Genomic DNA, 23,511 nt, shown 5'->3' with positions numbered 1-23,511 from the left:
CGCATGAGCCGTCGGCGCCTGCTGGCCGCCACCGGCGCCCTCGCGCTGACCGCCGCCTGCGGCTCCGACACGGGGCGCGACGGTGCGGCGGGCGGCCCCGCCCTTGACCACTGGTACCACCAGTACGGCGAGGCCGGCGCCGAACAGGCGGTGCGACGCTACGCGTCGGCGTACCGGAAGGCGAGGGTCACGGTCCAGTGGCGGCCCGGCAACTACGACCAGCAGACCGCCGCGGCACTGCTGACCAGGAACGGGCCGGACGTGTTCGAGGGCGGCCCGACCCTGGACCAGATCCGGGGCGGCCAGGTCGCCGATCTCACCGACCTCCTCGAGGACGTGCGCGACGACTTCCACCCCGCGGTCCTCGCGCCCAAGACGTACGAGGGCAGGATCTACGGGATCCCGCAGGTCATCGACGCGCAGCTGCTCTACTACCGCAAGAGCCTGCTCGCCGACGCGGGCGTGCGGCCACCGGCGAGTCTCGACGAACTGGTCGACGCGGCAAGGGCGTTGACGACGCGGGACGTCAAGGGGCTCTTCCTCGGCAACGACGGCGGTGCCGGCGTCCTCGCCGGCACCCCGCTGCGCGCGGCGGGCCTGGACCTGGTCACCGCCGAGGGGGAGATCGGCTTCGACGATCCGCGGGCCGCCAGGACCCTCGGCAAGCTGCGCGCCCTCCACACCGACAAGTCCCTGCTGCTCGGAGCCCCCACCGACTGGTCCGACCCATCGGCGTTCACCCAGGGCCTGACGGCCATGCAGTGGACGGGACTGTGGGCCCTCCCGCTGATCGAGAAGGCGCTGGGTGACGACTTCGGGGTGCTGCCCTTCCCCGCGGACGGAGCGCACGGCAGGCCCGCGGTCCCGGTCGGCGCCTATGGGGCGGCGGTCAGCGCGCACAGCGGCCACACCGAGGCCGCGAAGGCGTATGTGAAGTGGTTGTGGGTGGAACGCACCGACTACCAGGAGGACTTCGCGCTCTCCTACGGCTTCCACATCCCCGCCCGGATCTCGCTGGCGAACAAGGCCACCCCGCTCACCGAGGGAGCGGCGGCCGGGGCCGTACGTCTGACGACCGGGTACGGAGCAGCCCAGCCCCTGTTGTGGACCGATCGGAGCCGGACCGCCTACCAGGACGCGCTGAGCCGGATCATCACCGCGGGCGCCGACCCGGAAACCCAGGTCAAGTCGGTCGTCGCGACGACGAAGGCCGAGCTGAAGCGCGTGCGGTCGTAACCATGCGGACACCGGAAGCCGCCCGTACGCGGACGCCGCAAGCCGCCCGTACGCCGCTCGGGCGGCGGCTGCTCGGGCCTGAGAACCGCTATCTGTGGTTCTGGGTCTTCGTCGGTCCCTTCGCCGCCGGACTCGCCCTCTTCACCTATGTCCCGCTGGTGTGGAGTGTGTGGCTCAGCTTCTTCGACGCGCACAACACGGTGACTCCGACCGACTTCGTGGGGCTGGACAACTACGCCGAGATACTCGGCGATCCGTCCTTCACCGCGGGCCTCACCACCTTCGCCGGTTTCTCGCTCCTGATCGTCCCGGCGACCTACGCGCTCTCGCTCGCCCTCGCCCTGATGGTGAGCCGGCTGCGGTTCGCCCAGGCGTTCTTCCGGTCGGTCTTCTTCCTGCCGACCGCCTGTTCCTACGTCGTCGCCGCGATGATCTGGAAGCTGTCGATCTTCAACGGGGTGCGCTACGGGCTGGCGAACACGGTACTGGGGTGGTTCGGCGGCTCCGACGTCGCCTGGCTGTCGACCACCAGTCCGCCCTGGTACTGGCTGGTCATCGTGACCGTGCGGCTGTGGCTCCAGGCGGGCTTCTACATGGTGATCCTGCTGGCCGGGCTCCAGCGCATCCCGGCCACCCTCTACGAGGCGGCGGCGGTCGACGGGGCCCGCCCCGGCTGGCAGGTCTTCCGGCACATCACCTTCCCCCAACTGCGCGCGACCTCCGTCGCCGTCGTCCTGCTGCTGGTGATCAACGCGTTCCAGGCCTTCGACGAGTTCTACAACCTGCTCTCGACGGCACGCGGTTACCCGCCGTACGCCAGGCCGCCGTTGGTCTACCTGTACTACGTGGCGCTGGGGCAGGGGCAGAACCTGGGCGTGGGCAGTGCGGGGGCGGTGATCCTCGCGCTGATCATCGCCGTGGTGACGGTGGTACAGGCACGCTGGTTCGGTCTCGGACGCCAGGAGGACTGACGACCCGTGCGACGGTATCCGACCGACGATCCGACGGCGTACGCCCCGCCCCGCGCATCGACCCCCGCCCGGATCCGCGCCGCGGCCCGACCTTCGGTCCGGCCCCCGGTCCGTTCCTCGGCCCGCGCCCCGGAGCGGGCCGGGCGCGCACTGCGGTCGGTCCTGCTGATCGTGCTCGCCGCATTCTTCCTGGTCCCGTTCTACCTCCTGGTCCGTAACGGTCTGGCCACCGAGGCGGACATCACCGGAACCGACTGGACGTTCTTCCCGCACAGCCTGAAATGGAGCAACCTCCGGGAACTGTTCGACGACAGCAGCGTTCCCATGGTGCACGCCCTTGGGAACTCGGCCGTGATCGCCGTTCTCACCACCGTCGGCACCCTGCTGCTCGCCTCACTCGCCGGGTACGGACTGGCCCGCATCGAGTATCCGTACGCCAACCGCGTCTTCTACGCGTTCCTGGTCGCGCTGATGATCCCGTCGGCCGTCACCTTCGTCCCGAGCTTCGTCCTGGTCTCGTCGCTCGGCTGGATCTCCACCTTGCGCGGACTGATCGTCCCCACCCTGTTCAACGCGTTCGCCGTCTTCCTCTTCCGCCAGTACTTCCTCGGCTTTCCCCGCGAGTTGGAGGACGCGGCCAAGGTGGACGGGCTCGGCCACTGGCGCACGTACTGGCGGATCGTGGTTCCCAACACACGGCCCGTCTTCGCCGCTGTCGGCGCGATCGTCTTCATCGGCTCCTGGAACTCGTTCCTCTGGCCGCTGGTGATCGGTCAGGACCGCGACGCGTGGACCGTCCAGGTCGCCTTGGCCACCTTCACCACGGCCCAAACCGTCAACCTGCACGAGCTGTTCATCGCCGCGGCCGTCTCGATCCTGCCGCTCCTGGTCGTCTTCGTGGTGCTGCAGCGCCATATCGTCGCGGGCGCCGAGCGGTCCGGCATCGACGACTGATGAGACGAGACACGCTCGACGAACCACACCTGACGAAGCACCCCCTGTTGACGCCCGGGGATCGCGGGAGGACCATCGCTACACGTTTACAGTGAGTGTAAATGTGTGCATAAAACGCTCGTAGCGGGGCGAATATGCCCATCGCGCGGCAGAGGGGCTGTACACATGACACGCATGTCCAGTGGTGGCCGGCCGACGATCGTGCCGATCACGGAGAGCGCCACTGTCCGCGCCCCCTCGTCGTCCGCGCGTCCGCTCCGCCTGTGACGGCCGACAGCTGAGAACACGAGGTCGCCATGAGTGTCACCGCGTCCCGGGCCGGTGCTGTCCCGGACAGCCGCGGAACCCCACCGCCCCGGACACCGGCCCAGCGCAGACGGGCGCTCGGCCTGGACCGGAGCGCCTGGTTCCTGCTCCTTCCCGCGCTGATCCCGGTCCTGGTCCTCAGCGTGGGCCCGCTCCTGTACGGTGCCGCGCTCGCGTTCACCGACGCCCAGGCCGTCCGGACCTCCGACACCCGGTTCATCGGCCTGACCAATTTCCTCGACCTGCGCTTCGACTCCCTCTTCTGGTATTCCTTCGGCATCGGCCTGACCTGGGCGGTGTGCGTGACGGCCGGACAGTTCGCGCTGGCCCTCGGCCTCGCGCTGCTGCTCGACCAGAACCTCCGGCTGCGCTGGCTGGCCCGGACCCTGGCGCTGGTGCCGTGGGCCATGCCCGAAGTGGTGGTCGGCGTCATGTGGCGTCTCGTCTACCACTCCGACGCCGGAGTCCTGAACAAGACGCTCACCCAGCTCGGCCTCCTCCACGAGAACCACGAGAAGATCGACTGGCTCGCCGGTCTCTCCTACGCCCTGCCCGCGGTCATCGTGGTCGGCGTATGGGCGGGCATGCCCCAGACGACCGTGGTACTCCTCGCCGGACTGCAGAGCGCCCCACCCGAACTGCGCGAGGCGGCCCAACTCGACGGGGCGGGTGTGTGGCGCCGCTTCACGGCGGTCACGTGGCCGGCACTCAAGCCCGTGGCTGTCGCCATCACGGCCCTCAACTTCATCTGGAACTTCAATTCCTTCGGGCTCGTGTACGTCCTCACCCGGGGCGGCCCGGGCGGGCAGACCAGGCTGCCGATGCTCTTCGCCTATGAAGAGGCCTTCAAGTACGGCCAGTTCGGTTACGCCGCCGCGATGGGGCTGGTCATGGTGGCCGTGATCGCGGTCCTGCTGACCCTGTTCCTGCGCGCGAAGCTGAAGGAGGAGGCGGCGTGAGCGTCCCGTCCCCGTCCCCGTCCCGATCCCGGTCGCCGTCCTTGTCCACGCCGAAGCCGCCCGCGCCCGGCACGCCCGGCACGAAGGGCGCGCAGGCCATGGAGCGCGCGCCGGCCAAGGTGCGCGCGCTCCGCCTCGCCGGCGGCGCCGGTCAGTACCTGGCTCTCGCCTGCTACCTGATCTTCCTGGGCTTTCCGCTGCTGTGGCTGCTGTCGACGTCGTTCAAAACGGCGCGGGAACTCGGCTCCCTGGACCCGGCCTGGCTGCCCCGGCATCCCGGTCTCGACAACTACCGCGCCGCGTTCGACGCCCAGCCACTGCTCCGTTCGGCCCTCAACAGCCTCGTCGTGGCGTGCGCGGCCTCGCTGATCTCGGTCACCGTCGCCGTGCCCGCCGCCTACGCGCTGGCGCGGCACCGCTCCCTGGTCGGCAGGGCGAGCTCGGTGTGGATCCTGGTCAGCCAGATGTTCCCGTTCGTCCTGGTGATCATCCCGCTGTTCCTCGTCCTGAAGAACATGCGTCTGATCGACAGCATCGCCGGCCTGATCGTCGTGTACGTGGTGTGGAACCTGCCGTTCTCCCTCTGGATGCTCCAGGGGTACGTCAAAGCGGTGCCACCGTCCCTGGAGGAGGCCGCCGCCATCGACGGCGCGGGCCGGGCGCGCATACTCGTCAGCGTGATCCTGCCCCTGCTCGCACCGGGCCTGGTGGCCACGCTGATGTTCTCCTTCGTCACCGCCTGGAACGAGTTCTTCTTCGCCCTGGTCCTGCTCAAATCCCCGGAGAACCAGACCATGTCCGTGATCCTGACCCGCTTTCTGGGCGCCGAGGGCGTCGCGGACCTCGGTCCCCTGGCCGCCGCCTCGGTGCTGGCCACCGTCCCCGGTCTGGTGTTCTTCGCACTGCTCCAGCGCCGGCTCGTGGGCGGCATGCTGGCGGGGGCGGTGAAGGCGTGAGGAGCCCGAGGCGGAGGAGGCGGACCACCACACTCGTGCGGACGCTCCTCCGCGGCGCGGCCACCACTCTCGCGCTGAGTCTCCTCGCCGGATGCGGCGCCGCCCCGGACACGACGGCCGACGGCGGGATCAGGCTCGAATTCCTCAGCCTCGCCTGGCAGAAGGAGTCCGTCGAAGCCAACAAGAGACTCGTACGGCAGTGGAACGAGGACCACCCCGGCGTCCAGGTCCGCTACGTCCAGGGGAGCTGGGACAGCATCCACGACCAGCTCCTCACCTCCTTTCTGGGCGGTGAGGCGCCGGACATCATCCACGACGACGCCTCCGACCTCACCGACTTCGCCCACGGGGGCTACCTCGCCGACCTGACGCCCTATCTGCCGAAGAGACTCCGCGACGACATCCCCCAGGCGTCCTGGGAGACAACGTCGTACGACGAAGGCGTCTACGGAGTCCCGTTCCTCCAGGAGCCGCGCGTCCTGATCGCCAACACGAAACTGCTGGAAGCGTCCGGTGTACTCCTGCCCACCGCACAACGCCCCTGGACCTGGCAGGACTTCGAGGACATCAGCAGGAAGCTCACCCGCGACGTCGACGGCGACGGCAGGACCGACACCTACGGAGTGGCCTGGGCCATGAAGGAGCCGGTCGCCCAGTCCGTCAACCTGGCCCTGTCCACCGGCGGGAAGGTCTTCACCAAGGATGGGGGCGGCAAGAACAGGATCCGCTACGACACCGCCGAATCCTCGGTCCCGGAGCTGGTCCGGCGACAGGTCAACGAGGACCGTACGGCACCCAGGAACGGCCTGGGCATGTCGGGTTCGGACACGCTGCCCGGCTTCTTCGGCGGGCGCTACGCCATGCTGCCGCTCAACTTCTCCTACCGGCAGCAGGTGCGGCAGCAGGCCCCCGAGGGCTTCGACTGGACGGTCCTGCCCATGCCGGGGGACAGTACGGGACACCTCACGCAAGGGGTCGCGCCACAGACCCTCTCCGTATCCCGGGACAGTGCGCACAAGAAGGCCGCCGTCGACTTCATCGCCTACCTCAACCAGGCGGACCACCAGGTCGAACTCGCCACCGGTGACTGGCTGTTGCCCACCAGTCGCGAGGCGCTGAAGGACCCGGCGGTCAACACGCGCAGGCACGGATGGCGGACGGGCGTGGACGTCGCGGCAGGGCTCCGCCCGTCGCCCGCGCTCGGTGTGCTCGGCTTCGCGGAGTGGAAGGACAAGATCGCCACCCCGGCCTACCAGGAGTACTACAACGGCGCCCTCGGAACGGACGAACTCCGCACACGCCTCGTTGCGGACGGCAACCGGATTCTCGACCGGTACCAGCGCTGAGCCGCCTCCCGCCGCCCCACCCGCGTCGCTCCCACCTCTCTCGCTTCCCCCGGAAGGGACCCAGGCATGACCACCAGCACCACCCCTGTCCCGCTCCTGGAGGAGCACGTCACCGGCGTCTCCGTCGCGAGGGCCCCGCACGGCAGGGGAGCGGCACCTGAGGCCGGTGTCACCCGCGAGAGCCACACCCTCGACGTGGCACGCGGCCGCGCCCACCACGCCCCCTCCCTGATCGCGGGACGGCGATGCTGCGCCTGACCTGGGTCCAGCCCGAGGACCTGATCGGGCACGAACTGCGCCAGGCGGCACAGGACGGCCGGGACGCCTCGGCGGTGGAGCTCCGCTGGCGTCGGGCGGGCGGCCACCCGGCCCCGGACCGTGCCGGTGTGTCGAAGCAGCCCCCCGCCCCACAGCTGCGGTCCCTGGCGGAGGAGTTGTTGGACGAGCTCGCGGCGATCCCGGCCCCGTCGGCGACGGACGAACCCACGGACCTGGCCGCCATTACCTCCCTGTGCCCGGGGTACGCGGCCGAGCCCGCGGCCCCGCCGGCACCGGCCGACGCCTCCCGCCTGCACGCCGCCTGGCTCGGCCGCGCCGTCGGCTGCCTGCTCGGCAAGCCGGTGGAGAAGCTCCCGCTGGAGGGCATCAGGGCCATTGCCGTGGCCACCTCCAACTGGCCGCTCGACACCTGGTTCACCGAGATCGGCCTGGACCCGGCCGTCGCGGCGGCCCACCCCTGGAACCGACGTTCTCGGTCCACCTCCCTCGCCGAGAACATCGACGGCATGCCCGAGGACGACGACCTCAACTACCCCCTCCTCGGCCTGCTCCTCCTCCGCCGCCACGGCCATTCCTTCACCACCGAGGACGTCGCCCGGCTCTGGCTCGACGCGCTCCCCGCCGGCCGCACCTTCACCGCGGAGCGCGTCGCCTACCGAAACCTCCTCGACGGACTGGAGCCCCCGCACACCGCCACCCACCGCAATCCGTTCCGGGAGTGGATCGGCGCGCAGATCCGTGCCGACGTCTTCGGCTGGACCCACCCCGGCCGCCCGGCCCGGGCGGCCGGGCTCGCCCACAGTGACGCCACACTGACGCACACGGCGAACGGCGTGTACGGCGAGATGTTCGTGGCGGCCGTCCTCGCACACGCGGCCGGGCCCGCCACCACCGTCCACGAGGCCCTGGAAGCGGGCCTGCGGTTCATCCCGCCCCGCTCCCGTTACGCACGGGCGATCCGCTTCGGTGTCGAGGCGGCCCGGGCCGAGCCGACCGGCACCCGGGCCGGCTTCGCCACCGTCGTGGACACCCTCCACGCCCGCTACGCGCCCGGCCACCACTGGGTGCACGTCCTGCCGAACGCGGCCCTGCTGGCCGCGGCCCTCACCCACGCGGACGGCGACTTCACCGGCTCCATCTGCCGAGCCGTCTCCGGAGGCTGGGACACGGACTCCAACGGCGCGACGGCCGGCTCCGTCGCCGGGCTGCTCGCGGGGTCCCCCGACGCGATCGACGAACGCTGGACCGCTCAGCTGAAGAACCGCCTGGCCACGACGGTGGCGGGCTTCGACGGCATCGGCTTCGACGAACTGGCGCGGCTGACCGCGGAGGTGTCCACATGACCACCACACCACCACCGCGCGCCCGGTCCCGCTCCGGCGCCCGGTCCCGCTCCGGCTCCCGGTCCCGCTCCGGCCCGGCCCTGTGCCCGCCTCCGCTCACCGAGTACGGCGCGGCCGACATGCACCCGGTCGCCTACGTCACCCGCGCCTTGTGGCGGGGGACAATGCCCGCCCCCGGATCGACGCCTTCTCCGAGCAAGCACGAGGAAGCACCATGAACGATCACCACCGGCCCCCCGCCCCTCCCCGTCCCGTGGGCCCCCTGCGGGGCCTTCGTGTCATCGACCTGGCCACCCTGTTCGCGGGGCCGCTCTGCGCCACCATGCTCGGCGACTTCGGTGCCGAGGTCATCAAGGTGGAGCACCCGCGCAGGCCCGACCCCTCCCGCGGCCACGGACCCGCCAAGGACGGCGTCGGCCTGTGGTGGAAGCTGCTCGGACGCAACAAGAGGAACATCACGCTCGACCTCTCCACGCCCGGCGGCCGGGACGTCCTGCTCCGGCTGGTGGCCGACGCCGACGTCCTGATCGAGAACTTCCGGCCCGGGACCCTGGAGAAGTGGGGCCTGGGCTGGGACGAGCTGTCGGCCGCCAACCCCCGCCTGGTCCTCGCCCGGATCACCGGCTTCGGCCAGTACGGCCCGTACGCGCGCCGCCCGGGGTTCGGCACGCTCGCCGAGGCGATGAGCGGTTTCGCCGCGGTCACGGGGGAGCCGGACGGGCCGCCGACGCTGCCGCCGTTCGGCCTCGCCGATTCCATCGCCGCGTTCTCCACCTCGTACGCCGTGATGGCCGCGCTGCGCGGCCGGGACACGACGGGCCGCGGCCAGGTCGTCGACATGGCCATCATCGAGCCGATGCTGATGGCCCTCGGGCCGCAGCCCATCTGGTACGACCAGCTCGGCTACGTCCAGCCACGCACCGGAAACCGCTCCACGAACAACGCCCCACGCAACACCTACCGCACGAGCGACGGCAAGTGGGTGGCCGTCTCGACGTCCGCGCAGTCGATCGCCGAGCGGGTGCTGCGGCTCGTCGGCCGCCCCGAATACATCGGCGAGCCCTGGTTCACCACCGGATCGGGGCGCGCGGCGCACGCCGCCGAACTGGACGAGGCGGTCGGCTCGTGGATCGCGGCGCACACCCGCGACGAGGTCGTCGCGGCCTTCGAGAAGGCCGAAGCGGCCATCGCGCCGGTCTACGACATCCGCGACGTCATGGCCGACGAGCAGTACCTGGCCCTGGAGACGATCACCGAACTGCCCGACCCGGACCTGGGCACGGTGCGGATGCAGAACGTCCTCTTCCGGCTGTCCGAGACCCCCGGCGCCATCCGGTGGACGGGCCGCCCGCACGGCGCCGACACCGCCGAGGTTCTGTCCGGGCTGGGGCTGACCGGCGCGGACATCGCGTCCCTCCACGCGGAGGGCGCGCTGTGACGGGCCGTGCCCCTCGCTCGGCTCCCTCTCGCCCTCGGCCCCTCCCTCGGCCCGGACAGGGGATGCCGAGGTAGTCACGAGGGACTGCCCGGCTCGAGCGTCAGCAACACCGGCCCGCTCACATCGGCATACGGTGGGGGAGCGTATGGCGTGGGGTGAGTGCCGCGAAGATCGAGCGACACGATCGGCCCGTCGGCCGGGCCGAGGGCGAGGTGGTGGCCCGCGGAGTCCAACAGCAGGAGGCGACAGGCGAGTTGGCGCGCCGTGAATTCCGCCAACGTCTCGATGAATCCGGCATTCGTCGTGTCGCTGTCGCCCAGTCCTGTGAGCAGCAGACGGAATTGCTGCGTGCGCGTCAGGCCGGCGTCCCCCACCGACAGCTGATCACCTTGCAGTACCGCCTGAAGGTATTGGTCCGACGTCAGCTCCACGTGTACTGACGTGAGTGTGGTCACAGGGATTTTTTCGTGTGCCGGCAAGAGAGGTCCCGTACCGGGGACCGCGGTTCCACCGTCGGACACGCATTTCGTCAGCGTGGCGTCCAGCCAGGTGACGAGCGCTTCGGGCGTGGCGGCTCCGGGGCCCGCGGCCAGCAGCTCGGGAGCATGCCGGCCCAGCGCGGTGACGAGCAGCTGAGTGAAAGTCGCCGCGTCCATCCGCAGAGCGGCCCGGTCGAATTCTCCGTCCGTCGATTCCACGTCGACCGGTTCCGCCGTGCGACTCTCGCTCGGCTCCGGCTCCGGCTCCGGCTCCAGCCCCGGGGCCGGGGCCGAGCCCACGTTCGACGTGGGGGGCGTCTCCGGCTCGTTTCCGGCGGAGCTGTCCGTCGCGGTCGGTCCGGCGGTGCCGCCGGGGAACGGCGGAATGCCCAGCCCATGCCGTAGCCGGTTCGCCAGGTCGATGCCGGAGACCGCGTCCTGCCCGTGTACGGCGAGGTGTTCCGCGACCTGCCGTACCGCGTCGCGGAACGCCGCACCCGCGTACCGCGAGTCCACGAGGACGGGGTGGAGTTGCGGGGGCAGGACCAGCGACACCGCCCGCCACCACACGTCGTCCGGGTCGGTGTCCGCCGGCACTTCGGAGGCCCGGGCCGTGGCGAGTGCGAAGTCGTCGTGGGCGGAGCGCCAGGTACGGCGTGAGGCATGTGCCGCGATGGAGTCGAGTGTGTCGTCCCAGGGACCGGGCCGGACCATCAGCAGTCGTACGTGGTCGGCGGGGTCGAGCCTGCTGTCCCGTACGGGGAGGGAACCGTTGAGAGCGGCCTGGAGCGCGGGCCCCTCACGCAACGTGACCTCGGCGGCGTCCACTTGGGCCGTGGTGATGATGTCGTCGGGCGCGAGGCGCGGCGGGTCGTCGGGCAGGTCGTCGGCTGAGACCAAGGCGGCGGTGAGTCCTCGTTCGGCATCCGTACGGTCAACACGCGGGACGATCGACGCCACCGCGGCGTCGGCGGCACCGGCGTCGAGACCGCGCAGCCGGTCCAGGGCGTCGTCGAGTCGCCGCTGTGCCTGCCCGGCCTCTTCCCACGCGTCGTGGAGCAGCAGGACGTCCTCATGGCTCCCCTCGCCCGCCTCCACGCGCTGATTGAGAAGGGCGACGGTCCGCGCGGCTCGGCCGAAGGCGGTGAGCGCCTCCTCGTGATCGACGCGTGCGCCGGCGATCGCGGCGTCCGCGGTGGACTCGGCCGTGGGTCCGGTCGTGGCGTCGGCCGTGGCTTCGGCCGGGGGAGTCGTCGGGCCGGGGGCGGTGGTGGTGCCGACCGGGGCGGGCGGAGTGGCGATCACCGTCTCGGCAGGCTGTTCCCGGGGCTGACCCGGGTCTTGGGTCTGCCTCTTGGTCCCGTTGTGATCCTGGGTCTCTGTGCTCGAGGTCGGGGCCGGCGCCGGGGCTGGCGGCGCCGGCAGGGCGGCCTTGGTCTTGACCGGGTTGGCCACGACCGTGGCCCCCAGCCGTTCGGCGAAGAGCTTCGCCACGTTCTCCAGCCAGGCGGTGGCCTGCTCGGGGTCCACGTCCGGCCGGACTTTGTCGCTCATGTAGCGGCCGGACTTGTCGTTCACCGTCCACGCGTTGAGCTCCTTGTCCCACCGGAACTCGCCCGACACCCGGGCCATACCCGCTGCCGTACGGCCGCTCGCTTCGCCGAACGCGGCGGCGACACCCGTGTGCCCGAGCCCGTCCAGGCTGTCGCGCAGCGCCTCCGCGGTCAGCCCCGGATCCTTCTCCCGCATACCGGCCAGCAGCCGGTCGAACTGCTCCTGCTCGATCAGCGCGGACGGCTGCTCACTGCCCAGGACCACCCGTCCGTCCGCTGTGACCGTGTACAGCCACACACCGTCCCGGCTCCGGGTCAGGACCTCCGCGTTGAACTCGTCCAGCGGCACCCACAACGGATTGAGCCGGATGTCCCCGGCGTCGTCCTGCTCCTCGTCCTTGACCCGCTTGGGGGCGACCGTCGCCCCGAAATCCCGTTCCCGGTCGATGGGAGTGGCATCGCTGCCGTCGTAGTGGTTGTTGCCCGAGTAGTAGATCTCGGTCCGTCGTGGGGCCGTCTCCGGCCCCACGGTGGTGAGCAGCCGGGTGCCGGGTCCGTCACCGCCGACCAGGACGTCCACCCGCAGGTCGAGGGCCTGGGCCAGCAGAGGTACCAGGATCTCGCCCTCCGGGGAGTTCCAGTGGCTGGACCAGTCCGCCACGGTCCGGCGCAGCGCCGCGTACTCGTCGCCCTCCAGAGGCGCGTCGCTGACCGGGTAGGACCGCTCGAGCAGGGTGCGCAGCCCGGTGGTCCCGAGGGAGGTCACCGGCGGCAGCAGACCGCGATCGTCGAGGTAGGTGAACAGGTCACGGCTCTCCGCCGTACTGGCGACGGTCCGGATGTCCGCGTCGCTCATCCCGTCCTCGGGATGCGCGGTACGGGCGTTCACGTAGGCCATCCGCAGCGTGGCGTCGCCGAGGGCTTCGAGCGTGACGGCCGTGACACCGTGATGGGCGAGTTGGGCGAGAAGCTGGTCACGGTCCAGTGCGTCGAACCGGCGTGACAGGTTCCCCGCCCGGTGTCCCCGGAACTGCAGCCGGGTCATACGGTCCAGCCCCGTACCGCTCTCCTCCGCCCGCCGGAGGTGGTCCAGTACGTGTGCGCGCATGACCTCGGCCACGACGGGAGACTGATCGGTGGGCAGGGGATGCCCGGTGCGCCGCCGCAGGTCGTCGTGCACGGCCTCCGGCACGGAGAGCCACGCGTACGCGGCGGGGTGTCTCTCGGAGAGATCCGGCAGGCGGTCACGGATGTGCAGTGGAGCACTCGCCATGAACGAGGACAGGACGCATTCCCCGTCCAACGGAACCGGTACCCGCCGTCCACGCCCCGGCCCGGCCCCGGATCCGGACACATCCGTGTCGGCACCGTCCTGGGGGTCAGTGTCCGGCCCCTCGGGCGGCGTCGCGCTGTCCGGAACCGTCGTGTCCGTGTCCGTGTCCGTGACCGGGAGCGCGAGCTGGAAGTGTTTGTCCGTCAGGCTCAGCACGACATGCGGGGGCGCGGGGCTCGGCTCGACGCCGAGGTCCGTCTCCAGCGTCCCGGCGTTCCGGCCGGAGCCGGCGGGCGGCGCGAAGTCCTGGAAGCTCCCGTCCGCCCGCACGACGGTGACCCGCACGCCGAACGCCCGGGCGGCCAGCCCCGGCAACAGGTCCGTCGCCGAGTTGTTCCAGCCCGCTTCCCCTGCCGCCCCACCCGCGCGTCCGAGCTGGGCAGCCGCCAGCCGGGTCCGGGCGTCATCGCTCAGGTCCACGGCGTGCGGGATCACACCCAGCGCGTCGAACTCCCTGCGCGCCGCCGTGTTCTCACCGAGCAGCAGCCCCGCTCCGGCCACCTCGGCCGGGGTGAAGGTGTCCGTGCCGTCCACCGTCACGAAGCCGCTCAGACCGCTCTCGGCCGGGTCGCTCAGCCGTGCCGCCAGCACGTCCCGCAGCCGTGCCACCGCCGCGTCCCGCGCCCCGGACGGGTCGATGCCGGCCGCCGTGAGCAGATCGCCCCGCCCGGCCCGCTCCAGCCCGTCCAGCAGCGCGTGGAAGAACGCGTCGCCGTCCCTGGGCACATCGTGGAGCGAGTATTCCGCCGGCTCCGTACGCGCGAAGGCCCTCAGCCCCGAGTTCCCGGCCGCGCTCTCCTCGACGACCGGCGCGGTCAGGCGGGCGTCCGCTCCCTCGCCGGACCGCGTGTAGCGGGGCGGGACCGCCTTCTCGGGTTTCTTGACCGGCTCGTACGTCACCGCCGGGGGCTCGGCGCGGCCGCCGAGTATCTTGCGGCCCTCCTCCGTGGCCATCAGCTGGTGCCAGCGGGTGAGCTGGTCGGCGGCGTGGCGCAGCCGGTGGTACTCGGCCGCCAGACCGTTCGCCGCGTCCAGCAGCGGCACCAGCTCCCCGCGCAGCTTCTCGCCCGCCTTCTCGAAGGCCCTGGTCGCGTCCGCCACCCGCTGTTTCGCGCTGTCGACCGCGCGCCGGGCTCCGGCCAGCCCCTCGACCGCCGCCGCCTCCCGCGCCCTGGCGTTGATCACACCCGGATCGGCCGACGGAGCGGCGGGCGCCGTCGCCATGGCCGCCTCGACCTGCGCCCGCGCGGTATCGAGGGTCCGTCGCGCGGTCTGTACCCCCTCGTTCGCCCGGTCCAACTCGACCAGGGCAGCGGTCCGCTCGTCCCGGAGCGCCGTGCCCTCGCGGCGCTTCTTCCAGTACGCCTGGTCCGCCGCCACCCAGTCCGCGCTGACCTTCTTGACCGCGTCCCACGCCTTGCCGACGTGCGCGGGGAAACTGGTGTCGCTGATCAGCATCAGTTCGCGGGCGATGTCCTCCCGTATCCAGGCGACGACGTATGCCTCGGAGGTCATCGCCTGCGGCCCCGGCCGCGCGCGGCCGAACGTACCGCCGACCTTGTCCACCGCCTTCGAGTCCACCAGTCCACGGTGCACGGCTCCGGTGCTGAGCCACGTGGTGGGGACCGCGAACAGGAACGACCGCCCGGTGTTCGGCTTGAGGTTGCGGGACGTCAGATGGTCGTCGCCGACCGGGATCCCGTCGCCGTCCAGGTCGTTGGGCCCCGGCCCGGAGACCCCCACCTGGTTGAGGCCCGCCTGGTCGGGGGAGTTGTACAGGAATCCGCCGCCGAAGGACGAGGACTGGGAGTGCTCGTCCGACGATGAGGTGCTCGCGTTCTCGCCGTGCCGTCTGAGCACCTCGAGCTTGTTGCCGTCACCGACGGTCAGCAGCACCGCACGGCTGAAGTCGGGCGTGGAACGCAGGGTCAGCTCGCCGGCATCGGTGGTGAACATCAGGTGCTTCTCGGTCAGCCCCGCCACCTGGTAGCCGTCCGTCTCCAGGGTGCGGGGGAAGAACGCGGTGAGCGCCATGTAGCCGGTGCCGTCCTCCAGTGCCTGCGCCGGGCCGCTGCCCACCCGTGTCAGCCCGGTCCGCCTGGTCCGGCGCAGCAGTTCGGTCAGGACGGCGGTGTCGGGTCCGTCCTCGGCCCCCAGCGCCTCGATCGAGAAGCCGGCGTCGTAGGCCCGTGTGAGGAGGAGGTCGTTCGCGGCCCGGATGTTCTCGATTCCGACGATCGCCTTGGGGTGGATGCCGTTCTCGGGGAACGTGAACGGCCGCTCGACACCGTCGCCGTACCGGACCAGGACCGTCCTGTCGGCCGCCGGGAGGGGCGCGGGCCGAGGGGCCCTGGACAGAGCAGGGTCGGCTGCCGGATCCGGCGCCGGCAACGGGGGCAGCGCGGCCTCGGACCCGGACTCCGGCGCGGGCATCACCGGTTCCATGAGGCTCAGCGGCACGTGCTCGTGCAACTCGCCCACGTCGTGCTCCTCGACGATCCGCTGCCTGCCCCGGAAGCGGTCGAACGCCGTGGCCGTTCCCTCTCCCGGCTTCGCCCGCCGCCCCGCCGGGCCGGACGCGTCCGGAGTGTCGTCCGCCTCCAGCGTGATGCGCATCCGGTAGGGGGTGACCACCTCCGCGTACGGTTCTGTGGACGCTGCCCGGTAGATGGTGATCGACGTGGTCGTGTGGCCCGACGTGACCGTCTTCTTGTGGGAGCCGCCCTCGCTGTAGGTGGGCCCGGCTCCCACCACGTCCGGATCGCCGGTGTACACTATCTGACTGGTGAGGAAACCGACGTCCGCCCCGGACGAGGAGTCCGAGCCCTCCTGGACGGTTTCCATGGCCCGGCGGTTCTCCTCCAGCTCGACACTGTGATCGAGACCTTCGAAACGGGGCGTACCGGGGACCAGTTCGACCCGAGCCCGCACCCACCGGCCACCGATCCACATCCCGCCCCAGCCCCAGGCGCCGACCGAGACCGGCGTCGCGGGAGCGGTGGTCGTCATCTCGCCCTTCAGGGCCCGGGTGGCCCGGCCCGACACCAACTGCCGGACCCGCTCCCGGCTCGCCTCGTCCAGCCCCAGTTTGCGGATCCGCTCCTCGAACGCGGTCAACGCCCGCGTGGGATCCAGCGCGTTCACCGCGTACGTGCCGAACGAGGTACCGCGCATCCACGGCTGTGGCGCCCACGCCTGCCGCGCGTACCGGGGGACCTCGCCCAGCCCGTCGTCCAGCAGTCCCAGCCGGTGCGCGTTCTTCTCGGGGAGATGCCCCAGCAGGCCGCCCGGTGTTGTCACGGTGAGCCCGGCCGTTCCGGCGAGCAGCCGTGGGACGAGTGAGCTCGCCGCCGTCGTGGTTCCGATCCGGCCCATACCGAGCCGGCTCGTCACCATCGCCAGCCAGTGGTCCACGTTCCCGGCCACCAGCACCTGGTTGGTGAACCCCTTGCGGTTCATGTCGGCGACGACGGTCCGGACGACGCTGCGGCTCCGTCCGTTCGAGAGGGAGACCGGGTTGGCGACGAGTCCGTAGGTGCCCATGACACCGTGCCCGGGGTGCCGGGGAGCGGCGTACACCAACTGGCCGCCGAAGACGAAAACAGTGCTGTTGCTCGCCTTGCCGCCCGCCTGTCTGGTCGCGCCGAGCGTCATCTCGGTGTCCATCGACATCGACGGGGTGAGGGCACGCAGGCCGGCCACGGTCGTCGCGTAGCGGAAGGTGCCCCACAACTCGCCGGCGGGACCCTTGCCCAGCAGCCCGCTGCTCGCCAGCCCCAGGGGGCCCGAACTCTGGTCGAAGCTCGCCGTCAGATACTGGGGGGTGAAGGTGCGGACGACCGCGTCACGGGTGGGCGCGCCCTCCTTCATGAGTTGCCAGGCGCCGCCCGACGCCTCCGAGAGGACCCGGTCGACGCCGGCGAGCAGTGTGGGCGAGAGCACCATGCTCACGATCACGAACGGGTGCTTGCGCAGCTCCCGGAACAGCGCGGACCCACGGTCGGCCAGCCGGCCGCCGCTCCCGCCGTCGGCCCCGTCGGGCAGAACCAGGTCACCCTTGGCCAGCGCGAGGGCGCGTTCCGGTGCCATGGGGACGGGAGCCGGTTCGACGGCCGTGTACGGATTGAGCGCCCCGTCCGCGTGCGGGTCGACGGCGGGAGCGTGCTGGCTGGGAACGCTGATCAGTACCTGTCCGGTCACCGGGCCGCCGCCCTGCTGGAAGCCCCTCGCCGACCGGCCGAAGAGCACATTGACCGGCTCGTCGAGCACCAGCAGGCCCGGCAGTCCGAGGCCCAGACCACGGACGAGGCCACGGGGCCGCCAGTAGCCGCCCAGGACCGCCGTGAGCGCGATGTTGAAGCGGTACAGGTCCATGGGCTTCGTGGTCACCGACATGGGCTCGTTGCCGACGGTCGAGCCGAACGCACTCTCCGCCTCCCGCTGCCACCCCTTGCGCGCTCCCAACGTCAGCCCGAGCGTGTTCTTCCGCATGTCGGCGCTGTCGACGTCGTTGTCACGGCCCGACAGTGTGCCTTCGAAACCGATCTCCATGCCGCGCTTCGCGCTCACCTGACCGTCCAGCCGGTCGATGCCCTGGGCGCTGAAACGCATCCCCTCGTCGATGTCCCTGCCCTCGTAGCTCCGCCCGGTCAGCTCGCCGTGCACCCAGACGTAGTAGTACGTCTGCCCGACCGTGTCCGGGTCGACGAGACGGATACGGAGGCCGATCGTGGTCAGCGCCTCCAGGCTCGCCGTGACGTTCTGCTGGGACAGCACACCGAGGATCTGCAGGGTGTTCTGGAGCGCCGTCCGGTACTTCGCGGGGTCGGACCACTGCGGGGGCGTCGGCCGGCTGCGCGCCGCCTTGAGCAAAGCGCCCGGATTGTGTTCGAGCAGGTCGTTGAAGCGGGCGCGCCAGCCCTTGGGCGGGTTCGGCGGCAGGAGTTGGTCCAGCGGTGCCACCAGGCCCTGGCGGCGCGCGGCGACGGCGGCCACCACCCGGTCGGCGAACGCGTCCAGCAGCGTACGGCCGACCGCGTCCGTCGCCGTCGGCGGGGCGTCGGTGCGCCGCCCGTCGGGGAAGGTGAACTCCTTCACCCGGTGCATGCCCAGGGTGCGGGGCCGGTCCACGGTCAGGTAGGCGGGGACGCGCGGCGGCCCGCCGTGGCGCAGGGCGAGCCGCGTGCCGTCGTCCCAGCCGGCCAGTCGCCGCGCCTCGGCGCTGGTCATCCGGTCCAGGCTCCAGGTGAGGAACTGCCGTGGCGGGCCGCCGTCCCCGCTCCGTCGTACGTACACCGATTTCACGACCACGTAGAGGGCGGTTCTGGGGCCCTTCACATGGCCCGCCGACTTGGTGGTCCCGGCGCCGCCGAGGCCGGTCGAACGAGTCGTCGCGTATGTGTACTGGCCGGTCGGGCCGGCCTGCAACCGCAGGTCGAACGCTTCGCCCAGGGGATCGGCGAAATTGAAGGCGGGTCCGCCGGCCGCCTGCACCGTCAGGCTCTTCCCCTCCGCCCGGTTCCGCTCGCTGCGAATGGTGGAGGTGTTGATGTCCCGCATCTCGGCTTTGTCCGTCTCGCCGAACAGGACCGCCGCGCGCGGGATCACCTCCTCCACGACGAAGACGCCGAGCGGTGACTTCCGTTTGTCGTCGGCGAACAGCGGCGGGGTGGTGATCCGGCCGCGTGCCATCGTGCCGCCGTGCCGTTGGAAGCTGTCGCCTGAGAAGAACGTGTCCAGTTCGTGGTAGGCGGAGCTGCCCGGCAGGGCACCGATCCGCGCGGCGGCCCAGTCCCGGATCGCCGCGACGGGGCCGAATCCCTCGATACGGACGAAGCGGTACTGCGCGTCACGGTCCAGCGTCATCGACCGCGGGATCCGGCTCGGCGTCGGCAGCTTCGTCACACTGTCGGGGAGGCGCACCAGCAGCCCGTGGCGAACGGCAAGGCCGAAGAGCGCCTGCTTGCCGGTGACGATGTGTCCGGCGGCGTCGGTGACCCGTACCTCGTAGTACACGCTGTCCAGATACGCCTGGGAGCCGTCGAGGGTACGGGTCTCCATCTGGTTCATGCGCTGGTCCGTCAGCGTGTAGCCGACCTTGTTGATGAAACCGAACCGGACGGCGAGGCGCCCGAATCCACCGAACATGGTGGTGCCGGCGGGACCGATCGGGCCGCCCAGCCCCCACTGCGAGTTCGCCTGCATGTTCTTCACCAGGCCGAACGTGGCGGAGGCCCGGTGCATGCTGTCGATCTTCGCGGGATGGCCGAAAGTGTCCTTGAAGGAACTCCACGTGCCGTAGTGACGGGTGGTGATATGGAGAACCCGGACGTTTCCGTCCGCGTTGACGTACGGGAACGGGCGCCCGCCGTCGGTGAACGTCTTGGGCTTGTCCCGGAGCGTCTGACGGATGTCGGTCAGCAGTTGAGCGGCACCCTTGCCGGGCTTCGCGCCGGGTCTGCGCCCCAGCTCGTTCTCGATCACCTCCACGACCTGATCGATGCCGCGCAGGTGGACGTTGCTCTGGCCGAAGGTAGCGGGAGTCGCCAGGAGTTGAGCGCGCTCGGCGTCGGTCAGGCTGTCCGGCAGGAGCGCCTGAAGGTCGTCGAGGTACGCCGGAATGCTGTGGCCGTCCTCGAACTGCGCCGGGCTGCGGCGTTCTCGGGACGGAGGCGGCATGTCACGGTCCACCTCCGGTGGATGGCTCGCGGCGAGCAGATCCGTGATCCATCTCTTGGCGGTGCCGGGAGCCTTGGGCGGTGAGGTGTTCGTGGACGGGGTGACGACGGCGGGAGCGGGCGGCCCGGTGGTGACCGCCGGAACCAGAGCCGTGATCGGCTCTTCGGTCTCCGTGTCGGTCTGCTGGTCGGTCGGCGGGGCCGTCTGTCGGTCGGTGCGCGGGGTCGGCTCCTGCCGGTTCTGCCCTTTCGGCTCCTGGGAGGGCGTGAACGGATCGGTGGACACGACGGACACATGCGGAGTCGGAGGCCTGACGTCGTCGTGGTCGTGGTCGTGGTCGTGGTCGTGCTGCGGTGCGGGGGCCGGTGTTGCGGCCTGGGAGGGCGGGTGGACCGGTGGGCCGTCGGCGGGGGCCAGCATCCGCGGCGCTCGTGCGGGGTCGTCGATGCCGCTGGGAGGCCGGGTGCCACGTGCGGAGAGCGGGTGGTCGCGGAGGACGGCGCCGGTGTCGATGACACTCTCGACGGTGCGCAGGTAGTGGAGGGGAACGGCGGCCCCTGCCGGGTCGGGCAGTCGGCTGTGGTCGGCCATGAGGCCATAGCTGTCGCTCTGCCGCACCAGCCGACGGAAGAGCGCCTTGGCCGACCGGCCCCGGTCGGGTACGCCCGCGTAGTGCATCAGTTCGTGCAGGGCGGTCGCGTCGTCGCGTTCCCGCCGCTCGTCGCGGGCCTCGGGCGAGAGGGACGTGTCGTCGGTGTGGAGGCGCAGATGCAGCTGGTCGGAGTCGTCCGGCCAGGGCGTTCGGCTCAGTTCGATGGCCTCGGGGTGGTCGGGCGCGGAAGTGAGCGTGAGGTCGAGGTGAAGCTGATCGCCCGACTCGGGAAGCAGCAGTCCGTTGTTGATGTGCGTGGTGAGGAGGCCGTTGATCCGTTCCTGGTACGCGGTGAGGCCGGCGGGGTCGAAGCCCTCGCCGAACCGGACCGGCAGGTGCAGGGATACGCTTCGCACCCAGCGGCCGTCGTCGGCCTGGATCCGCTGGACCCACATCCGGACGAGGGTGTCCCTGCCGTCGAGCAGTCCGGGCCCCGGCGGGTTCTGGCCGGGGTCCAGGGCCGGGTCGAACCGTTCGGTCCGCAGCGGGACGGCCGGTGCGTCGTGGCGGCCGTCCCGCCACTGCTCGGGCCGTACCGGATCGGCGACGGGCACGGCGGGCTCCGGTGTCCGCGCGGCAGGCGCTTCCCCATCGGTATCGGTATCGGTATCGGGCGTTGGTCCGACATCACCGGTTATGGCGTCACTGTCACCGGTCGGTGTGCCGCTGTCGGGGACGGTCATGTCCGTGCCGCCGGTCAGGCCGGCGTGAGGCGGCTGCGGGGGCGTGGGCGGCGCGGGTATCCCGTCCAGCTGCGGGGCGTCGGAGGACGTGCGCAGTCCCGGGGGCGGTGTTGACGGGGCCGGTACGCCGTCGGGTGCGGTCGTGCCGGTGTTCGTGACGGTGTCGTCCGTGACGCCCGGGGGCGGCGGGGTGAGCGACCGCTCCGTACCGTCGGTCAGCTCTTGCTGACCGTCCTCGTCCCGGTCCTGGTCCGTCTGCCGGTCCGGCAGGTCGGTCGGATCGTTGCGGTCGGTCAGGTCGGTCCGGTCGCCCGGGTCGTTCAGGTCGGTCCGCGAGGACTGCTGCGACTGGTTCCCCGTGCCGGACGTCCCCTGCGGCGCACCGGGCGGTGTGCCCTGTGTCCCGGGTGCGGGCGCCGCGGCGTTCGGGCCGGTCGAGGTGCTGATGGGTGCCGGCGGCGCGACGGAGCCGGATTCGGCCTCGGACACCGGCGGGGCGTCGCCGACCTGCTGGTTGGGGCCGTCCTCCAGGCCCGGCTGTGCGTTCGCGTTCCGGCCGGACGTGCCGCGCCCTGGCAGGTCCTCCTGATCGGTGGAATCGTTCCGGACCTCGCGTGTCCCGTCCTGACCGATCGACGCGTCGTCGTCGAGGCCGGTCTTCAGGCCCGTACCGCTGAGACCGTCCGTGCTGCTCAGGTCCGGCGTCACATCCGGCGTGAAGTCGGGTGTGAAGTCGGGTGTGAAGTCGGCGTTCGAACTGGACGAGGGCCCGGCGTTGCGTGCGGAGGCCGGTCCGGACGTCAGCGGTGCGGTGTCGGACTGCGACGAGAACGGCAGCGTGGGCGGCGAGGTCGGCGACGAGGTGGGCGGCGGCAGATAGGGGACCTGCGACCCACTCGTGCTGTTGAGGTTGTTCGTGCTGTTGAAGTCGTTCGTGCTGTTGAGGTTGTTCGCACTGTTGAGGCTGTTCGTGCCGCCCGGCGTCCGCGGGCTGAAGTCGGTGGGCCCGGACAGCGCGTCGGAGCCCCCGGTGGGCAGTGTGTTCAGTGTGTCCGGGGACGAGTACGGCGGCGGCGGAGGCGAGTACGGGGGCGGCGGGGGCGTGTTGAGGCCGCTGCCGATCCCGTCCGGGAGATCGGACGAGACGGTCGTGTTCGGAAGGGGGGCCGGACCGGGCGTGAACAGGTCGCTCTTCACCGTCGTGCCCTTGGCGTCCGCACCGCCCGGGCTCACGTACGGCTTCTCGGACACCGGCGGCTTCGAGTCCCCGGTGCCCAGCGGGTCGTTGGGACCGGGAAGCTTGTTGTAGTCGGTGAACTTGTTCTTGTCGTTGAAGTAGTTGTTGTAGATCTGGATGGCCCCGGCGCCGATGGCCAGACCCGCACCCAGGTCGAACACGGTGCTGGTACCGGACCCGACGAAGGTCTCCCACTTGAACTCCCACTTGTCGTAGAAGGCCCCGTTGATGATGACCTCGGCCGCGCTCTCCGCGGTACCCCCGACCACGAAGGCCGTGACGACCACCGGCGGACCGTTCACCAGCCCCTTGAACAGCAGGCTGTCCCGGTTGATCTTGAACTTGTCGAACACATCCCCGAGGATGTCCTTGAAGAAGTTCTTGATCGGCTTCAGGATCTTCTCGAGGAACTCCATGAAGCCGGCGGTGAGCGCACCGAACGCCGCCGCGACCCCGACGTCGAACCAGTCCACCCCGCCGGGCCTGCGGCCACCGGTGTTCAGACCCATCTGCGCCAGCCGGACCGCCAGCGTCTGCATGGCCTCCTGGATCGCCTCCCCGAGGGTCGGCGCGATGTGCGACATCCGCACCAGCCGGTCGACGATCATCAGGATCGTCAGCTTGCTCCGGGCCCTCGCCAGGAACATCTGCGACACCGACGCACCACCGGTGAACGCCATCAGCGCCGCGAGAATGGCCAGCTCGGCGATCAGCAAGATGATCTCGGAGATGATCTCCCACTTCGACCCCTGGATATTCTGGGAGTACTCGACCTGACCATTGGCCATTTCGTCCAGCTTGAGCAACAACTGCTGAACGGGGTCGCCGCCGTTGGGCATATCGGTGAGCATCCGCACACTCTCGATGTACGGCTGCGCCACCTCCGGCGGCAACGCCTCCTCCACCATCTGAATCGTCTCCCGCGCGGCAGAGCGCAGGTCGATCAGACCCCTCTGAAGGGCAAGGTAGAGATTACGACTTTCCCACGCCAGATTCTCCCTGGCCTGCAAAGGCATTTCGCCCAGCAGGATCCAGAGCATCGTCCGGACGTCCGGCGGAAAGTCGATCTCCTCCACCTAGCTCTTCCCGCCTTCGTCGGAAAACCCGT

11 protein-coding genes are annotated in these 23,511 nt (G+C 70.8%); 10 read left to right on the top strand and 1 reads right to left on the bottom strand.

What is annotated here, in order from left to right; translation table 11 throughout:
* Window positions 1-3 precede the first annotated feature (3 nt).
* The 10 genes from ACU6P3_RS01610 (at window position 4) to ACU6P3_RS01565 (ending at window position 9,788) form a co-directional block, all read left to right on the top strand.
* Window positions 4-1,236 carry an ABC transporter substrate-binding protein gene (locus tag ACU6P3_RS01610; protein ID WP_447195560.1) on the top strand — a complete coding sequence of 411 codons (1,233 nt, stop codon included), beginning with the start codon at window positions 4-6 and terminating at the stop codon, window positions 1,234-1,236.
* A gap of 2 nt (window positions 1,237-1,238) precedes the next feature.
* The gene (locus tag ACU6P3_RS01605) at window positions 1,239-2,207 is read left to right on the top strand and encodes a carbohydrate ABC transporter permease (protein ID WP_447195559.1); all 969 of its coding nucleotides are present in this window, start codon (window positions 1,239-1,241) and stop codon (window positions 2,205-2,207) included.
* Window positions 2,208-2,357: 150 nt separating this feature from the next.
* The gene (locus ACU6P3_RS01600; RefSeq protein WP_447198177.1) at window positions 2,358-3,161 is read left to right on the top strand and encodes a carbohydrate ABC transporter permease; all 804 of its coding nucleotides are present in this window, start codon (window positions 2,358-2,360) and stop codon (window positions 3,159-3,161) included.
* 296 nt (window positions 3,162-3,457) lie between these two features.
* Window positions 3,458-4,426 carry a carbohydrate ABC transporter permease gene (locus tag ACU6P3_RS01595; protein ID WP_447195558.1) on the top strand — a complete coding sequence of 323 codons (969 nt, stop codon included), beginning with the start codon at window positions 3,458-3,460 and terminating at the stop codon, window positions 4,424-4,426.
* Between the two features lie 98 nt (window positions 4,427-4,524).
* Window positions 4,525-5,382 carry a carbohydrate ABC transporter permease gene (locus ACU6P3_RS01590; RefSeq protein ID WP_447198176.1) on the top strand — a complete coding sequence of 286 codons (858 nt, stop codon included), beginning with the start codon at window positions 4,525-4,527 and terminating at the stop codon, window positions 5,380-5,382.
* Between the two features lie 35 nt (window positions 5,383-5,417).
* Window positions 5,418-6,728, top strand: a complete 1,311-nt coding sequence (locus tag ACU6P3_RS01585; protein WP_447195557.1) for an ABC transporter substrate-binding protein — start codon at window positions 5,418-5,420, stop codon at window positions 6,726-6,728.
* Window positions 6,729-6,794: 66 nt separating this feature from the next.
* The gene (locus ACU6P3_RS01580) at window positions 6,795-6,986 is read left to right on the top strand and encodes a hypothetical protein (protein WP_447195556.1); all 192 of its coding nucleotides are present in this window, start codon (window positions 6,795-6,797) and stop codon (window positions 6,984-6,986) included.
* Complete coding sequence (locus tag ACU6P3_RS01575; protein WP_447195555.1) at window positions 6,974-8,350, top strand: ADP-ribosylglycohydrolase family protein; 1,377 nt, start codon at window positions 6,974-6,976, stop codon at window positions 8,348-8,350. The genes ACU6P3_RS01580 and ACU6P3_RS01575 overlap by 13 nt, the downstream gene beginning before the upstream one ends.
* Window positions 8,347-8,568: a hypothetical protein gene (locus ACU6P3_RS01570; RefSeq protein ID WP_447195554.1), complete on the top strand. Its 222-nt coding sequence runs from the start codon at window positions 8,347-8,349 to the stop codon at window positions 8,566-8,568. The genes ACU6P3_RS01575 and ACU6P3_RS01570 overlap by 4 nt, the downstream gene beginning before the upstream one ends.
* Window positions 8,565-9,788 carry a CaiB/BaiF CoA transferase family protein gene (locus tag ACU6P3_RS01565; protein WP_447195553.1) on the top strand — a complete coding sequence of 408 codons (1,224 nt, stop codon included), beginning with the start codon at window positions 8,565-8,567 and terminating at the stop codon, window positions 9,786-9,788. Before ACU6P3_RS01570 ends, ACU6P3_RS01565 begins: the two co-directional genes overlap by 4 nt.
* A gap of 74 nt (window positions 9,789-9,862) precedes the next feature.
* Here the strand turns inward: ACU6P3_RS01565 and ACU6P3_RS01560 are convergent, their stop codons facing one another.
* Complete coding sequence (locus ACU6P3_RS01560; RefSeq protein ID WP_447195552.1) at window positions 9,863-23,479, bottom strand: hypothetical protein; 13,617 nt, start codon at window positions 23,477-23,479, stop codon at window positions 9,863-9,865.
* Window positions 23,480-23,511: the final 32 nt, after the last annotated feature.

This window comes from Streptomyces hebeiensis (genome assembly GCF_052983195.1).
Note: the sequence above shows the minus strand (reverse complement) of the source record. Positions and strands in the feature narration are given on the sequence as shown.

Bases quoted from the DNA above. Each gene is read 5' to 3' on its own strand.
- ACU6P3_RS01565 (WP_447195553.1), top strand. From the start codon at position 8,565: ATGAACGATCACCACCGGCCCCCCGCCCCTCCCCGTCCCGTGGGCCCC.
- ACU6P3_RS01570 (WP_447195554.1), top strand. From the start codon at position 8,347: ATGACCACCACACCACCACCGCGCGCCCGGTCCCGCTCCGGCGCCCGG.
- ACU6P3_RS01595 (WP_447195558.1), top strand. From the start codon at position 3,458: ATGAGTGTCACCGCGTCCCGGGCCGGTGCTGTCCCGGACAGCCGCGGA.
- ACU6P3_RS01605 (WP_447195559.1), top strand. From the start codon at position 1,239: ATGCGGACACCGGAAGCCGCCCGTACGCGGACGCCGCAAGCCGCCCGT.
- ACU6P3_RS01610 (WP_447195560.1), top strand. From the start codon at position 4: ATGAGCCGTCGGCGCCTGCTGGCCGCCACCGGCGCCCTCGCGCTGACC.
- ACU6P3_RS01580 (WP_447195556.1), top strand. From the start codon at position 6,795: ATGACCACCAGCACCACCCCTGTCCCGCTCCTGGAGGAGCACGTCACC.
- ACU6P3_RS01575 (WP_447195555.1), top strand. From the start codon at position 6,974: ATGCTGCGCCTGACCTGGGTCCAGCCCGAGGACCTGATCGGGCACGAA.
- ACU6P3_RS01590 (WP_447198176.1), top strand. From the start codon at position 4,525: ATGGAGCGCGCGCCGGCCAAGGTGCGCGCGCTCCGCCTCGCCGGCGGC.